The 15,244-nt window shown below is 74.0% G+C and carries 13 protein-coding genes; 4 read left to right on the forward strand and 9 right to left on the reverse strand.

The genetic code is table 11. The features are described from left to right. The first annotated feature begins 36 nt into the window (after positions 1-36). Positions 37-801 (forward strand): DUF5753 domain-containing protein, encoded by a 765-nt coding sequence (locus KBX06_RS06860; RefSeq protein ID WP_210833377.1) that lies wholly within the window; start codon positions 37-39, stop codon positions 799-801. Then, on the forward strand, positions 792-983 hold the full coding sequence (locus KBX06_RS06865; RefSeq protein ID WP_210833378.1) for a DUF397 domain-containing protein: 192 nt from the start codon (positions 792-794) through the stop codon (positions 981-983). The genes KBX06_RS06860 and KBX06_RS06865 overlap by 10 nt, the downstream gene beginning before the upstream one ends. Before the next feature lie 267 nt (positions 984-1,250). Here KBX06_RS06865 and KBX06_RS06870 read toward each other — a convergent pair whose 3' ends face one another. The 5 genes from KBX06_RS06870 to lpdA all read right to left on the reverse strand — a co-directional run bounded on the left by KBX06_RS06870 (position 1,251) and on the right by lpdA (position 7,794). Beyond that, a complete protein-coding gene (locus KBX06_RS06870; RefSeq protein WP_210833379.1) occupies positions 1,251-2,168 on the reverse strand; it encodes an LLM class flavin-dependent oxidoreductase in 918 nt (305 codons plus the stop codon). 68 nt (positions 2,169-2,236) lie between these two features. Next, positions 2,237-2,716, reverse strand: coding sequence for a hemerythrin domain-containing protein (locus tag KBX06_RS06875; protein ID WP_210833380.1), 480 nt, complete (start codon positions 2,714-2,716; stop codon positions 2,237-2,239). Positions 2,717-2,858: 142 nt separating this feature from the next. Next, a complete protein-coding gene (locus KBX06_RS06880) occupies positions 2,859-4,190 on the reverse strand; it encodes a low temperature requirement protein A (protein ID WP_210833381.1) in 1,332 nt (443 codons plus the stop codon). 244 nt (positions 4,191-4,434) lie between these two features. Further along, a complete protein-coding gene (gene sucB, locus KBX06_RS06885; RefSeq protein WP_210833382.1) occupies positions 4,435-6,297 on the reverse strand; it encodes a 2-oxoglutarate dehydrogenase, E2 component, dihydrolipoamide succinyltransferase in 1,863 nt (620 codons plus the stop codon). A 66-nt stretch (positions 6,298-6,363) separates the two neighbouring features. Then, entirely contained in the window at positions 6,364-7,794 is a 1,431-nt protein-coding gene (gene lpdA / locus KBX06_RS06890; RefSeq protein WP_210833383.1) for a dihydrolipoyl dehydrogenase, read from the reverse strand. Between the two features lie 141 nt (positions 7,795-7,935). Here lpdA and KBX06_RS06895 point away from each other — a divergent pair, with 141 nt between their 5' ends. Further along, positions 7,936-8,265: a hypothetical protein gene (locus KBX06_RS06895; protein WP_121400443.1), complete on the forward strand. Its 330-nt coding sequence runs from the start codon at positions 7,936-7,938 to the stop codon at positions 8,263-8,265. A gap of 80 nt (positions 8,266-8,345) precedes the next feature. On the opposite strand, the gene KBX06_RS06900 is transcribed toward KBX06_RS06895, so the two are convergent. Next, entirely contained in the window at positions 8,346-9,917 is a 1,572-nt protein-coding gene (locus KBX06_RS06900; protein WP_210833384.1) for a leucyl aminopeptidase, read from the reverse strand. A gap of 162 nt (positions 9,918-10,079) precedes the next feature. Between KBX06_RS06900 and gcvT the strand changes: the two genes are divergently transcribed. Further along, positions 10,080-11,204, forward strand: a complete 1,125-nt coding sequence (gene gcvT / locus KBX06_RS06905; protein WP_210833385.1) for a glycine cleavage system aminomethyltransferase GcvT — start codon at positions 10,080-10,082, stop codon at positions 11,202-11,204. Between the two features lie 9 nt (positions 11,205-11,213). On the opposite strand, the gene KBX06_RS06910 is transcribed toward gcvT, so the two are convergent. The 3 genes from KBX06_RS06910 to KBX06_RS06920 all read right to left on the reverse strand — a co-directional run bounded on the left by KBX06_RS06910 (position 11,214) and on the right by KBX06_RS06920 (position 15,192). Continuing rightward, entirely contained in the window at positions 11,214-12,509 is a 1,296-nt protein-coding gene (locus KBX06_RS06910) for a DUF2314 domain-containing protein (protein ID WP_210833386.1), read from the reverse strand. 66 nt (positions 12,510-12,575) lie between these two features. Further along, positions 12,576-13,349: an adenosylcobinamide-GDP ribazoletransferase gene (gene cobS / locus KBX06_RS06915; RefSeq protein WP_210833387.1), complete on the reverse strand. Its 774-nt coding sequence runs from the start codon at positions 13,347-13,349 to the stop codon at positions 12,576-12,578. Next, entirely contained in the window at positions 13,339-15,192 is a 1,854-nt protein-coding gene (locus KBX06_RS06920; protein ID WP_210833388.1) for a bifunctional adenosylcobinamide kinase/adenosylcobinamide-phosphate guanylyltransferase, read from the reverse strand. The genes cobS and KBX06_RS06920 overlap by 11 nt, the downstream gene beginning before the upstream one ends. Positions 15,193-15,244: the final 52 nt, after the last annotated feature.

The following is a 15,244-nucleotide window of genomic DNA, read 5'->3' on the forward strand; positions in this document are numbered from 1 at the left end:
CGGAACGTTCCTGGGCTTGCTTGGAGGTAGCTGAGGATGAACCATGCGGTTGTCGCGGCGATGGCCGAGGTGGGCGCGACTGCCGACAGCCTGGCTGCTCAGGTGGGCGTCGACCCAAAGACGGCGGCGAAGTGGGCGAGCCGGGGACGAATTCCACAGACGCGGCACCGCGCCAAGGTCGCTGCGATACTAGGCAAGGAGGTCGCGGAACTCTGGCCGGACGTTCTGAAGCGCCGAGAGCCGGCCTGGTTCCGGCCATGGGCAGACATCGAACGCGAGGCGGTCGCGCTGCGCTGGTTCGAGCTGGCGTGGGTCCCGGGCCTGCTTCAGACGGAGGCGTACGCGCGCGCGACCCTGGCTGGAGAGACGCTGACGGTCGAGGAGGTCGACGATCTCGTGTCAGCGCGAATGCAGCGTCAGGCAGTCCTCCGTCGCGAGATCCCACTGCTGATCGCGGTCATTGACGAGCTGGTCCTTCGCCGTCCTGTGTACGACGACCGAGAGTTGATGCGTGAGCAGTGCGCACACCTGGCGATGTGCGCGGAACTGCCAGCGGTGTCGGTGCACATCGTCCCGGCCACAGTGGGGATGTATCCCGGGCTCGGTGGGCCGTTCATCCTCGCTGAGCTGGACAGCGGAGCGACGGTCGCTCACGTGGATGGTCAGGCGAAGGCGCAAATCATCGAGGCTGCTGCGGAAGTTGCTACGCTCAATCGACGGTGGGAACGCATTCGCGGGGAAGCCCTGTCGCGGACGCAGTCCCTAGAGATGCTCAGGGAAGCGGCGAGATCATGGACCTGACCGGCGCGCGGTGGCGCAAGAGCACGAAGAGCGGCAACAACGGTGGCGCGTGCGTGGAGGTCGCCGACAACCTGCCCGGCGTTGTGGGGGTCCGGGACTCGAAGGACCCGACAGGCCCGGCGCTGATCTTCACACCGCTCGTCTGGCAGGCGTTCGTCGCCCGCGTCGCCGAGCACGCCTGACCGACTGTAGACACACGAAAGCGCTCGCCTCGGTGCAGGGGCGAGCGCTTCTGCGTGCATACGACAGGCAGCAGCGAAGCGCCTGGGGGCAAACCGTCGCCGTCAGCCGCCGAGTATGTGCCTTCGGAGCATCCCCTCACCCACGAGCAGGTGGGCGAGATGCTCCGTCGTCTGCGAGAAAAGCGGGGCGCGGGTCGGAGCAGGCCCCGAGCCGCCCGATCGAAACGCCGCAGCAGAGCCGACAAAGAGTGACAGCGGGTGCGTCGCTCAGGTGGCGAGGCGGGCCAGCACCGGCGTCAGCGGGTCCAGCGCGTCCTCGCGTACGACGAAGCGGGTGACGCCCCAGCGGCGCCGGTGTTCGGCGACCGCCGCGACGATCTCGTCCTCGGTGCCGATCAGCACGAACGGCGTGGCGAGCAGCTCGGGTACGGCCAGCCCGATCCGCTCGGCGGTCGGCGCGGCGGCGGCCTCGGCGTCGTCGGTGACGACCACGTGCTGCACGAGCGCCTCCAGCACCGGCGGCTCGGCCCGCCCCGCCGCCCCGGCCGCCACGCAGTCGAGCTGCTGCTCGATGTCCACCGCGCGCCAGCGCACCGTGTGCGCGTAGCCGTCGGGCAGGGTGCGGCCGAGCCCGGACAGCCCGACCACGTCGGCGTGCGCGCCGGCCCAGCGCAGCATCGCCGAGTTCGCCGTGCCGAGGGTGAACGGGATCCGCCGCTGCACCGGGCGCGGCTTCGCCAGCCGCGCGCCCCGCACGACCAGGTCGGGGGAGTCGACGGTGACCTCCTCGCCGTCCAGCAGGGCGCGGACGGCCTCGGCCACGGCCAGGCAGCGGCGTACCCGCCCGGCGACGTCGGGGCGCTCCCGGCCGACCGCGAGCCACTCGGCCGGGGTGTGGCCGGCGCCGAGACCGAACCGGGCCCGCCCGCCGGAGAGCAGGTCGAGGGAGGCCACGTCCGAGGCGAGCAGCATCGGCTCGCGGACGCCGGCGTTCGAGACGTACGAGCCCAGACCGATCCGCTCGGTCACCGCCGCGGCGGCGGCCAGGGCGACGAACGGGGACGCGGCCGCCCCGGGATGGTCGGCGGTGGACAGGGCGTCGAAGCCGGCCGCCTCGGTCCGCCGGGCCAGCTCCAGCCAGCTCGGGCCGTCGGACGGGGTCGCCTGGAGGGTGAAGGTCGCCATGGGGTCCACCCTGCCGGGTCGGCGCCGACCGACCTAGCCCGGCCGGGGCGATTCTGCTACCGGCAGACCTACCCGTCCTGCGGCGGGAGCGGCACCCCCAGGAGACCCTCGGTGCTGCCCTCGGTCAGCGCGTTGAGCGCGCGCACGAGCTTCTTCTCCTCGTAGCGGAAGTGCGTCTCGAGCAGCGCGGCGAGGGTGTCCAGCTCCGCCCGCACCTCGTCGGGCGGCGCGGTCCCGTCGACGAGTTCCTCGACCCGGCGCAGGGCGTCGGCCACCATGTGGTGGTCGGCCTCCAGCTCGCGCAGCACCGGGGCCAGCTCGGGCACCCGCTCGGCCAGCACCCGGAACGCCCCGGCGTCCTCGCCGGTGTGGTGCCGGGTCAATGTCGCGCAGAAGGCCAGGCAGTGGGCCCGCAGGTCCCTCGGCCGTACGCCGGGGTCACCCACCCCCTCGCGCAGGCGGGCCAGCTCCTCGCGGAGCCACAGGTGGATCTCGACCAGTTGGTTGCCGAAGGCCCGCAGGCGCTCGAGCGGCGTGAACGGGGGCATGTGTGTCCCATGCTGTCCCGCGCCTCCATGCCCTCGGCGGTCTCCTTGCCGGGTGCACCGCGACGCTGCGCCCAGCCTACGACAGCGAGCCCGGCGACACGTGCCCGGCCGAGGAGTCGATGTTCGCCACGGCCGGTGGGCGTCAGGTCGGCGGCTCGTCCGGGTCGGGCTCGCGCCAGCGGGCGCGCCAGGCGGCCTCGTGCGCCTCGTGGCTGGTCCTCTCCTCGAAGACCAGCTCACGCAGTGCGCGCCGGGAGTCCGCCATGACCACCGCCTCCAGAGCCACCAGCCCGACGCAGATCGCGGTGAGCAGGGTGAGGGCGAGCAACCCCGGCAGCCGTTGGCCGACCGGAATGGTGGCGGCCAGCAGGAGCACGGCGCCGACCCTGGTCCACGAGACGGTGCGCAGGGTACGCAGCTGGAACAGCATGTTCGCGCACAGGTAGCAGATCACCCCGCCGAACAGCAGCAGGACGCCGGGGCCGTGCGCCGGGTCCGCGACGGGCACGTCGGGATCGGCGACCTGGCGCACGATCTCCTCGGCGCCGAGGGCGAACAGGATGATCCCGGCGATCATCGGCAGGTGGAGGTAGGCGTACGCGTCCCGGGCCATCGCGACCCGGGACCGGCCCTCCGCCGCGTGCAGGGCGATCCGGGCGGCCGGCGCGATCACGTCGTAGTGTGCCCACCAGAGCGCGGCCGTGAAGAAGATGCCGAGCACCGCCGCGGCGACCGCCGGCCACGTCGGGGGCTGGCCGAGCAGGTTGCTGCCGACGCCCACGGAGATGACCGACTCGCCCAGGGCGATGATCAGGATGAGGTCGTACCGCTCGGTCCAGTGCTCGGCGGAGGTCACCGTCCAGCCCCAGGCACCGGCGAGCAGGCCCATGCCGTACTGGAGCAGGACGACGCTGACCCAGAGCCCGTCGCGCAGCATCGCCGCCCGATCCGGGTCGTCGATCTGCGGCGGGACCAGCGCGGCGGCCACGAGCAGCAGGGTGCTGACCGCCATCTCCGGGGAGTACTTCAGCAGCAGCCGGCGCTCCCCGGGTCTCTCCCGCGCGACGTGCCAGTACAGCGACAGGTGCACACCCCGGATCACCAGGTAGCTGAGCGCGACCACCATGGGCCCGGCGGCCACGTCGGTCGCGTCGCTGAACGCCTGGGGCAGCGACAGCGCGAAGCAGAACAGCGCGGCCATGCCGATGACCATCAGCACCGGGACGAATCCCTCGCCGAGCCGGACCCGGGTGGCGACCACGCAGTGCACCACCCAGCACCACCAGAGCACGGCGAGCACGAGCAAGGCGTGCGCGAGCTGCCAGCCGGAGATGTGGGCGGCGGTGGCCCGGGTGATGATGAAGAACGAGAAGACGAAGACCAGGTCGAAGAAGATCTCGAACCGGTCGACCCGGGCGCCGGGGGCGATCGAGACGGCCGGTCCCAGCCCGCCGCGCCACCGGTTGCCGCCCACCTCGTCCACTCTTGCAGCGCCCGGTTCCCGCCGGGCCGGAATCAGCAGCGGCAGGCGGGAGCCGGAGAGCAGGGTGATGATTCAGCCCGGTGGCGCGTGGGTCAGGCGGTGGGCCGGTCCCGCGTGAACGAACCGGGCGGCGGGCGGCGGGGCCGGTCGGGCCGCCTGGCGATCGGCCGGCCGCCGGACGACGAGGGGCGTCCCGGTCACCGACCGGGACGCCCCTCGTGCCGTCAAGCGGAAACTACAGGCCGAGTTCGGCCTCGAAGCTGCCGGCCTCCAGCCGCTCCTTGATCGCGACCAGGAAGCGGGCGGCGTCCGCGCCGTCGATGATCCGGTGGTCGTACGACAGGGCCAGGTAGACCATCGACCGCACGGCGACGACCTCGCCCAGCTCCGCGTCGTTGACCACGACCGGACGCTTGACCACGGCACCCGTGCCGAGCATCGCCGACTGCGGCGACGGCACGATCGGGGTGTCGAAGAGGGCGCCCCGGCTGCCGGTGTTGGTCAGCGTGAAGGTCGCCCCGGCCAGCTCGTCCGGGCTGATCTTGTTGGTCCGGGTGCGCTCGGCCAGGTCGGCGATCCGCTTGGCGATGCCGCCCAGGTTGAGGTCACCGGCGCCGTGGATCACCGGCACCATCAGGCCCCGCTCGGTGTCCACGGCGATGCCGAGGTGCTCCGAGTCCGGGTAGGTGATCGTGCCGGCGTCGAGGTCCATGCTGGCGTTGACGATCGGGTACGCCTGGAGCGCCTCGATCGCGGCCAGGGCGAAGAACGGCAGGAACGACAGCTTCACGCCGTGCCGCTGCTGGAACGACTCCTTCGCCTTCGCCCGCAGCTTGGCGACCTTGGTGACGTCCACCTCGACCACGGTGGTCAGCTGCGCCATCTCGTGCAGCGACTCGTGCATCCGCTTGGCGATGACCGCGCGGATCCGGGGGAGCTTCTCGGTGCTGCCGCGCTTCGGGCTCGGCTGCGGCTTGGCGGCCGGCTTGGCCGGTGCCGCCGCCGCGGCGGGCTGCTGCGCCGGGGCCGGGGCGGCCTTGGCGGCCTTGGCCTTCTCCGCCGCCTCCAGCACGTCCTGCTTGCGGATCCGGCCGCCGACGCCGGTGCCATTGACCGAGGAGAGGTCGACGCCGTGCTCGCCGGCCAGCTTGCGTACCAGCGGGGTCACGTAGCCGGCGGCCTCGTCGCCGCCCTGGGCGGGCGCCGACGGGCGCTGCGGGGTCGGGGTCGGCGCCGAGGGCATGGCCTGCTGCTCGGCCTGCGCGGGCTGCGCCGAGGTCTCGGCCTCCGCCGACGGCTCGTTGTACGACAGGCCCGGGGTCGGCTCCTCGACCTTGGGCTCCGGCTTGGCCTCCGGCTTCGGCTCGGGCTTGGGCTCCGGCTTCGGCTCGGGCTTCGGTTCCGGCTTGGCCTCCGCCTTCTCGGCCTTCGGCTCCGGCTTCGCCTCGGTCGGGGCGGCGCCGGCGGCACCGATCACGGCCAGGTCGGCACCGACCGCGGCGGTCTCGTCCTCGGGGACCTTGATCTCCAGGACCGTGCCGGCCACCGGCGACGGGATCTCGGTGTCGACCTTGTCGGTGGAGACCTCCAGCAGCGGCTCGTCCACCTCGACGGTGTCGCCGACCTGCTTGAGCCAGCGGGTGACCGTACCCTCGGTGACGCTCTCGCCGAGGGCCGGCATCTTGACCGGGGTGCCCTCGCCCGACGGCGCCTGCTTCGCCTGCGCCTGCTCCGCCTGCGCCGACGGTTCCTCGACGGCCGGCTGCTCCGCCTCGGCCTGCGGCTCCTCGGCGGCCTCCGCGGCCTCCTCGGCCGGCTCCTCCTGCTGCCCGGCGGCCTCGCCGCCGCCGGTGGACTCGCCCTCGCCCGCGATCACGGCCAGCTCGCTGCCGACCTCGGCGGTCTCGTCCTCGCCGACCACGATCCGGCTCAGCACGCCCGCCGCCGGGGACGGGATCTCGGTGTCGACCTTGTCGGTCGACACCTCGAGCAGGGGCTCGTCGACCTCGACGGTGTCGCCCTCCTGCTTGAGCCAGCGCGTGACGGTGCCCTCGGTGACGCTCTCACCGAGCCGGGGCATGGTGACCGATACCGGCATCTTCAAAGACTCCTTCGTTCCCCTGGTGGGATCATCGCCCGTCGCCGGACGCCGCGGTTGTCGTGATCAGGCGTGTGCGTGCAGCGGCTTGCCGGCGAGCGCCAGGTGCGCCTCGCCCAGGGCCTCGTTCTGCGTCGGGTGGGCGTGCACGAGCTGCGCCACCTCGGCCGGGTACGCCTCCCAGTTGTAGATGAGCTGCGCCTCGCCGACCATCTCGCCGACCCGGGCGCCGACCATGTGCACGCCGACCACGGGGCCGTCCTCCACCCGGACGAGCTTGACGAAGCCGGCCGTCTTGAGGATCTGGCTCTTGCCGTTGCCGCCCAGGTTGTAGTTGTAGGTCTTGACCTTGTCGGCGCCGTACTGCTCCTTGGCCTTCGCCTCGGTCAGGCCGACCGACGCCAGCTCCGGGTCGGAGTAGGTGACCCGCGGGATGCCGACCTCGTCGATGACGGCCGGGTTCTGGCCGGCGATCTCCTCGGCGACGAAGATGCCCTGCTGGAAGCCACGGTGGGCGAGCTGGAGGCCGGGCACGATGTCGCCGACGGCGTAGACGTTCGGCACGCTGGTGCGCAGCCGCTCGTCGGTCAGCACGTAGCCGCGGTCCATCTTGACGCCCTGCTCCTCGTAGCCGAGGTCGGCGGTGTTCGGGCCGCGGCCGACGGCGACCAGCAGCAGCTCCGCCTCGACGGTGTCCCCGCCGGCGATGGTGACCTTGACGCCCTTGTCGGTCTTCTCGACCTTCTCGAACGGCTTGCCGACCTTGAAGTTGATCTTCCGCTTGCGGAACGCCCGCTCCAGCGCCTTCGAGGACTCCTCGTCCTCGGCCGCGACCAGCCGGGGAAGCGCCTCCACGATCGTGACGTCGACGCCGAAGGACTTCCACACGCTGGCGAACTCGACGCCGATCACGCCACCACCGAGCACGATCGCCGAGGCGGGGACCCGGTCGAGGGTGAGCGCGTGGTCGCTGGTGATGACCCGCTCGCCGTCGACCTCCAGGCCGGGCAGGCTCTTCGCGTACGAACCGGAGGCCAGCACGACGTTGCGGCCGGTGTAGCGCTTGCCGTCGACCTCGACGACGTTCTTGCCCACCAGCTTGCCGTGGCCCTCGACGATGGTGATCGCCTTGTTGCCCTTGAGCATGCCCTGCAGGCCCTTGTAGAGCCGGGAGATCACGCCGTCCTTGTACGCGTTGACCCCCGCCATGTCGATGCCGACCAGCTCGGCCTTCACGCCGAACTGCTCCGACTCGCGGGTCTGGTCGGCGATCTCGGCCGCGTGCAGCAGCGCCTTGGTCGGGATGCACCCGTTGTGCAGGCAGGTGCCGCCGAGCTTGCCCTTCTCGACCAGCGCGACCCTCAGGCCCAGTTGGACGGCGCGCAGGGCGGTCGCGTAACCGCCGCTGCCACCTCCGAGGATGACGATGTCGAAGGTTGCGTCGTTCGGCTCGCTCACGCTCAACTCCCAGGTCGCGTCGCTGCTTCGGGGGGTCACGGCGGGGTAACACGGGCACACCCCACCTCGGTCATCTTGTCACCACCGCCCACCGCCCGCGTACTGAGGTGCCCAACGACACGTCCGTGACACGTACCCTTGGCACTGGCTTCGATGACGGACCGAAGGGGGAGACGTCCGGTGGGACTGTTCCGGCGACGTAAGAAGACGCGGGCGGTCAGCCTCGACCGGGCCGCCGACCGCGCCGACCTGGAACACCTCGAGGGCTTCGTGCGCAGCCGGCGCGGCGTCGAGGCCTACATCGAGCCGCGGACCACGGTCACCGAGACCACGGTCATGCTGATCGCCGACGACGGGGAGTGGACCCGCCGCCGCATCGACGGCCCCGACGGCGCCCGCCGCTTCGCGTACCGGATGGGCATTCCGGTCTACGACGTGCGGCTGATGGGCTACCCGCAGCGGATGCGCGACTACAACGAGCGCCGCAAGCGCCGCCCCGAGTTGTTCTGACCCGGACCGCGCCCACCGCCACGTGTAAGGAAGGGCCCCTTGTTAACGCTATGCGTTAACAAGGGGCCCTTCCTTACACGTCAGCCGTTGGCGGCGACGTCCTCCACGAGCTGGACCAGCGTGCGCACCGGCACGCCCGTGCCGCCCTTGGTCCAGTAGCCGGTCGGCTCGCCCGAGTGGTAGCTGGGGCCGGCGATGTCGATGTGCGCCCAGGGGACGTCGGCGGTGACGAACTCCCGCAGGAAGACCCCGCCCTGGAGCATGTGCCCGGCCCGGTCCATGCCGGCGTTGACCTGGGAGATGTCGGCCACGTCGGAGTCCATGCCCTTGCGCACGTCGTCCGGCAGCGGCATCGGCCAGGCCGGCTCGCCGACCGCGTCGCCGGCGGCGCGGACCCGCTCGCACAGCTCGGGGGTGCCCATCACGCCGGCGATCCGCTTGCCCAGCGCGACGACCTGCCCGCCGGTGAGGGTGGACGTCTCGAAGAGGTAGTCGCAGCCGTCCTCGCAGGCCAGCGCCATCGCGTCGGCCAGGATCATCCGGCCCTCTGCGTCGGTGTTGAGCACCTCCACCTTCTTGCCGTTGTACATGCTGATCACGTCACCCGGCCGGTACGAGCGCCCGGACGGCATGTTCTCCGCCATCGGCAGGTACGCCGTCACGGCCACCGACGGCTTGAGCGCGGCGATCGCCAGCATGGTCGCGGCCACCGCGGCGGCGCCACCCATGTCGGACTTCATCTCCCACATGCCCTGCGCGGGCTTGATCGAGATGCCGCCGGTGTCGAAGGTGATGCCCTTGCCGACCAGCGCCACCCGCTTGCCGTTGCCGCCGCCGGCCGGGGCGTAGCTCAGCTTCACCAGCCGCGGCGGGGCCTCCGAGCCCTGCCCGACGGCGATGATGCCGCCGAAGCCGCCGGCGGCCAGGGCCGCCTCGTCGAGCACCTCGACCGTCAGGCCGGCCTCCCGGGCGTCGTCCGCCACCGAGTCGGCGAACGACGGCGGGCGCAGCTCGTTCGGGGCGGTGTTGACCCAGTCCCGGCTGCGCCGGACCGCGCCGCCGACGGCCTGGGCGCGGGCGATCTCGGCCTGGGCACCGGCGTCACCGGCGTCCGGCACCGCGACGAGCACCTCGGCCACCGGCTCACGCCGGGCCGGCTGCGGCCGGGTCTTGTAGCCGGCGAAGCGGTAGCCGCCGAGCAGCGCCCCCTCCGCCACCGCGCGCAGCGCCGCCGGCGCGTCGGCGTCGTCGGGCAGCGGCAGCGCGAGGGCGACCCGCGGCGCGCCCGCGAGCGCCCGTACGGCCGCTCCGGCGGCCCGGCGCAGGGCCTCCGGGGCCGGGGCGGCGCCGGTCGGCTCCGGGCCGAGCCCGACGGCGGCGACCACCGGGGCGGTCACGGTGCCCAGCGTGGCCAGCTTGATCACCTCGCCGGGGCCACCGGTCGCGCCGAGCAGGGCCAGCGTCTCGGTCAGCTTGCCGTCGAAAGCGGCGGCGATGCTCTCCGCGCCGCTGGCCAGCAGCAGGGTCCCGGCCAGGCCGGTGGTGGTGGCCTGCTCTCCGGTCTGGCTGTGCACGCCGATCACGATCGCGTCGACGGCGAGTTCGGCGGGGTCGGTGTCGACCAGGCTCAGGGTGGTGCTGGGCGATGTCACTGAAGCTACTCCGGGCGGGCCGGGCCGGTCGCGTCGTCGCGTACCGGCGATGGAGGTCTCCGGCGGAACGTACCCGTCGGAGGTCGGGGCTGTCCCGCCGAACTGCTCCGACGGGTCCCGCCGATGCTAACCAGCCTGCCAACTCCCGGTAAGTTCCCACCCATGACCGACGTGACCTCCGACGCCGCCGCGACCCGGCTGCGCCGTTCTCCGCTGCACGAGCGGCACACCGCTCGCGGCGCCAAGTTCGCCCCGTTCGGTGGCTGGGAGATGCCGCTGGAGTACGCCGGGGGCGGGGTGCTCAAGGAACACGCCTCGGTGCGCAGCGGGGTGGGCGTCTTCGACGTCTCCCACCTGGGCAAGGCGCGGGTGACCGGGCCGGGCGCCGCGGAGTTCGTCAACGCCTGCCTCAGCAACGACCTGGGCCGGATCGGGCCGGGCCGGGCGCAGTACACCCTCTGCTGCGACGACGCCACCGGCGGCGTGGTGGACGACATCATCGCCTACCTGCACGCCGACGACCACGTCTTCCTCATCCCGAACGCCGCCAACACCGCCGAGGTGGTGCGCCGGCTGCGCGCCGCCGCCCCGACGTCGGTCACGGTCACCGACGAACACGAGGCGTACGCTGTCCTCGCCGTGCAGGGCCCGCGCTCCGCCGAGCTGCTCGGCGCGCTGGGCCTGCCGACCGGACACGACTACATGAGCTTTTCCACCGCGACGCTCGACGGGGTGGAGCTGACGGTGTGCCGCACCGGCTACACCGGGGAGCTGGGCTACGAGCTGGTGGTGCCGGCAGCCGACGCGATCGCGGTCTGGGACGCGCTCTTCGCGGCCGACCCCGAGCTGCGCGCCTGCGGGCTGGCCGCCCGGGACACCCTGCGCACCGAGATGGGGTACCCGCTGCACGGCCAGGACCTGTCGCCGGAGATCACCCCGGTGCAGGCCCGCTCCGGCTGGGCGGTCGGCTGGGACAAGCCGGCCTTCTGGGGCCGCGACGCGCTGCTCGCGGAGAAGGCCGCCGGGCCGGGGCGTACGCTGCGCGGCCTGGAGGCGGTCGACCGGGCCATCCCGCGCCCCGGCATGACGGTGCACGTCGGCGACGCGCTGGTCGGCACGATCACCAGCGGCACGTTCTCGCCCACCCGGAAGCAGGGCGTCGCCCTGGCGCTGCTGGACACCGCCGCGAAGCTCGCCGACGGCGACCTGGTCGAGGTCGACATCCGTGGTCGCCGCGCCCGGATGCGCCTCACCCGCCCCCCGTTCGTGACCCCCTCGGTCAGGTGACGCGCGCGGTCAGACCGGTGGGTGTGGGCGTTCGCCGGCGTCGAGGACGGCCTGCGTCCAGCCACCCTCGATGACGCCGGTGCCGTCGAGCACGGCCCAGTCGACGACGTCGGCGGCCGCCACGACGACCGGTGAGCCGATGCGCACGGTCGGGTCGGTGTTGGCGTCGCTGGCGCTGGCGGCCACGATCCGTTCCGGCGTGTCCCAGGACGTCACCCCGGCCCAGACCAGCTCCGGGCCGTCGTCGCCGGGCAGGCCGTACTTCACCACGAGCTGCGTCTCCGGCGGGAGCTCACCGGCGAGGAACCGGGCCCGGATGTCGCCCAGCCCGGCCCGGGCGGTGGCGACCGCCTTGCTCATCGCGTCGCCGGCCCGGGCGTAGCGCACGTCCGGCTGGATGCCGGCGAAGAGGGTGGCGCAGGCGGCGGCGTAGTAGCGGCCGTCCGGCCCCGGATGGCCGGCGGGCGGGCGCAGGCTGAGGAACGAGTCGGCGTCGGGGTCGGTGGCCGGGTCCAGCTCCAGCCGCAGCAGCACCGGCGCCGTCGCGCCGTGCTGCTCGGGATTGCCGTACGCCACCGCGATGTCGTGCCCGGTCACCGTGGCCAGCACCGGCAGCTGCACGAACGCCGGCACCTCCTCCCCGGAGAGCCCGTCGGTCCAGTCCCGCAGCAGCCGCCGGGCGGCGCCGGTCATCACCGCGCCCCAGGCCCGGGTCAGGTGGTCCGGCACGCCCTGGGTCTGCAACTCCAGCAGCCCGAAGCGGCGCAGCCCCTTCGTGGTGAACCAGAGCCCCTCGGCGTCGGAGGAGTAGGGCACCAGCACCCAGTCGACCAGCCGGATCCGCCCCTGGGCGTCCGGCAGCGAGCGCAGCGCCGTCGCCGGGTCGAGGAACTGCAGGCCGAAGACGTCCACCACGTCGCCGTCGACGGACTCGGCGACGGCGGCGGCCACCGCCCGGGCCGCCCACTCGTGGGCCGGCGGCCAGCCGGGCCGGTATTCGGCCTGCACCACGACCAGGTGACTCGCGGCGGCCAGCCGGGCCAGCTGCTCCTCGGTGGCGCCGAACGCGGTGAGCAGGTCCGGCGGCAGCTCGGGGAACTCGGCGATCGGCCGGGTGTCCACGCTCATCAGCGGGCTGTCGAGCATCTGCCGCGCCAGCCCGTGCACCGGCTCGGCCAGCCGGCCGCTCAGCCGCGCCACGGCGGTCTTCGCGCTCACCTTCGGCAGACCCGTCATCGGCACCAGGTAGGTCGCGCTCAGCGACTCCGGAACCGGTACGGGCAGGAAGTCGTCCGTGATGAGCATGTCGTCCCCCGGTTGGCCGCGCCGGTGCTGTCGTGGGAGAACGCTACCCGGCGCGGTGAGCCCCGTTCAGCCGGACAGCACCACTCCCAGGTAGGCCAGCGTGGTGACCACCTCCACGGTCGCACCGAGCACGTCGCCGGTGACGCCACCGAGCCGGCGTACCACGTGCCGCAGCAGCCCCACCGCGACGGCGAGGGCGACGGCGACGGCGAGCGGCCCCTGCCAGGGGCGGCCCGGCACGGCGGCGAGCGCCGGCAGCGCGACGGCGACCGCCCCGGCGGCCAACGCGACCGGGCCGACGGTGCCGGCCACCAGCGCGCCGAGTCCCTCCGGGCGGGCGGCCGGAATCCCGCGCCGGCAGGCCGCCGCCACCCCGAGCCGGCCGGCGGCGCCCGCCGCGACGACCGCCGCGAGCACCGCCGGCCACGAACGCCCCGCCAGTTCCGCGAGGGCCGCCGTCTGCACCAGGAGTACGACCACCAGCGCGACCACCCCGAACGGGCCCACGTCCGGCTTCTTCATGATCTCCAGCGCGGCCGCTCCGCGCCGGTACGACCCCAGCGCGTCCACGGTGTCGGCCAGCCCGTCCAGGTGCAGCCCCCGGGTGAGCAGCGCCCCGGCGCCGACGGTCACCGCCGCCGCGACCAGCGGGGGCGCGAACTCGCCGAGCAGCAGCAGGATCCCGGCGAGGACGACGCCGAGCAGCGCGCCGACCGCCGGGGCGAGCGCCATCGCCGTCCCCGCCACCGCCCGGTCGATGCGACCGGCGCGTACCGGCAGGGTGGTGAAGGTGGTCAGCGCCAGCCGCGTTCCGTCGGCGAGCCGCGACTCAGCCGGCACGCCGGCCGAACGGGTCCACCGGTCGCGTCTGCGGCCCGGTGCTGGTCGGCCCGGGGCCGGCCGGCTCCGGCTCGCGGAAGTCGGGCTCGCCGGCCTCCGGCCCGCCGTCCTCCCCGCCGCCGAGCGACGGGTGGGCCGGCAGCGCGGCGGCCAGCGCCAGCACCGAGCGCAGCAGCGGCAGCGCGGCCAGCGCGTTCGCGCCCTCGCCCAGGTCGAGCCGCAGGTCGAGCAGGGGCGTCAGGCCGAGCACGTCGGCGCCGAGGCGCACGGCCGGATGCCCGCCGTGGTCGGCCAGCAGGCACCAGTGCCGCGCCTGCCCGGCCAGGTCGCGGGTGACCATGGCGGCGGCCACCCCGACCGGCCCGTCGAGCATGACCGGCAGCCGGCGGGCGGTGGCGCCGAGCAGGACGCCGGTGGCCACCGCGACGTCCCCGCCGCCCAGCTCGGCCAGCACGTCCTTGGCGCTGCGCGGCGAGTGCCGGGTCCGGTGCAGGGCGTCACGCACCGCCGCGCACCGCGTCATCCAGGCCGCGTCGTCGATCTCGCCCGAGTCGGTGACCACCCGTGGGAGCACCGCGGGCGCCTCGGCGCCCGCCGTCGCCACCAGCACCGCCGCCGCGGCGGCCTCGGTGCCGGCGCCGCACGCCCCGAGCACCAGCAGCCGTACGCCCGCGTCGGCGGCCTCCTCGGCGAGCCGCCAGCCGTACCGCAGGGCGACCTCGACCTGCTCACCGGTCAACGTCGGCTCGGCCTCCATCGGCGCGGACGCCGGGGCCTCGACCACCTGGAGTTCGGCGCCGCTCTCGGCGGCCAGCCGGGCCAGCGCCCCCCGGCCGGCGCGGGCCTGCCGGGCGCGGCGCGCCGACTCGCCCTTGACGGTGCCGGCGGCGGCGCCGCCGAGATGGTCGCCGTGCAGCAGCAGCACCCGCACCGAGCCCCACGGGGCCGGCGTGGCGGTGCCCTGGGTGGCGGCGGCGAAGCCGACGGCCCGCTCCAGCACGCCCAGCCCGGACCCCGGCACGTCCAGGGTGGCGAGCCGCTCGATCGCCTGCGGGCCGGTGTACTCGTCGGGCATGGGCAGTTCCATGCCGGGCTGGATGACCAGGCCCGTGGCGACCATCGGCAGCGCCATGGTCGGGGCGGCCCAGGCGGTGCCGCTCGGCTCGCCACCGCCCGCGCCCGGGGCGGCCGGCGGCGTGCCGGGGATGAACACGTCCGGCGAGGGTGTCGGGGCGGCCACCGGCTGGCCCGTGCCGACGGGGCCGGCCTGCGCCGGCACGGTGGCCGGGTGCGGGGCGCCCGGCTTCAGCCAGGCGGCCTGGCCGGCGACCACGAGGACGACCGCGTCGCAGGCGTCGGCGACCGCCCGGTTGGCCGCGCCCAGCGCGTCGGTGAAGGCCCGCCCGAGCGGGGTGGTGGGCACCAGGGAGAGCCCGACCTCGGGGCTGACCACGATCAGCCGGGCCGCGCAGGAGCGGACCGCCGCCGCCAGCTCGGCGATGGTGGCGGTGTCGTCCGCCGGCTGGTGGGCCGGGTCCAGCAGCACGGTCGCCCAGCCGCCGAGGTCGTCGACGAGCAGCGTCTCGTTCGGCCCGGCGGAGGCGATCACGTCCGCGAGACGGCGCGGGTCGCCGGCGGTCTCCTCGGTGGTCCAGGTCTCCGGGCGGCGCTCGCGGTGCGCCGCCAGCCGGGCCGCCCACTCCGCGTCGTCGGCGGGCGCGTCGGCGGCGGTGGCCACGTAGCGGACCGTCGGCGCGTCGGCGACCAGGGACTCGGCGAACTCGGACTTTCCGGACCGGATACCGCCGAGCACCAGGACCGTGTTCCACCCGTCAACGGACATGCCCGTACTTTAGAGCCAGCGTCGGGACGCGGCCCCCCGGAGGTACGGGGTG

The sequence above is a fragment of the Micromonospora sp. C31 genome (genome assembly GCF_018070575.1).
GTDB lineage: Bacteria > Actinomycetota > Actinomycetes > Mycobacteriales > Micromonosporaceae > Micromonospora.

Coding starts and splice junctions, on each gene's coding strand:
- KBX06_RS06860 (WP_210833377.1), top strand. CDS start 37: ATGAACCATGCGGTTGTCGCGGCGATGGCCGAGGTGGGCGCGACTGCC.
- KBX06_RS06865 (WP_210833378.1), top strand. CDS start 792: ATGGACCTGACCGGCGCGCGGTGGCGCAAGAGCACGAAGAGCGGCAAC.
- KBX06_RS06870 (WP_210833379.1), bottom strand. CDS start 2,168: ATGGCGACCTTCACCCTCCAGGCGACCCCGTCCGACGGCCCGAGCTGG.
- KBX06_RS06875 (WP_210833380.1), bottom strand. CDS start 2,716: ATGCCCCCGTTCACGCCGCTCGAGCGCCTGCGGGCCTTCGGCAACCAA.
- sucB (WP_210833382.1), bottom strand. CDS start 6,297: ATGCCGGTATCGGTCACCATGCCCCGGCTCGGTGAGAGCGTCACCGAG.
- gcvT (WP_210833385.1), top strand. CDS start 10,080: ATGACCGACGTGACCTCCGACGCCGCCGCGACCCGGCTGCGCCGTTCT.
- KBX06_RS06910 (WP_210833386.1), bottom strand. CDS start 12,509: ATGCTCATCACGGACGACTTCCTGCCCGTACCGGTTCCGGAGTCGCTG.
- KBX06_RS06920 (WP_210833388.1), bottom strand. CDS start 15,192: ATGTCCGTTGACGGGTGGAACACGGTCCTGGTGCTCGGCGGTATCCGG.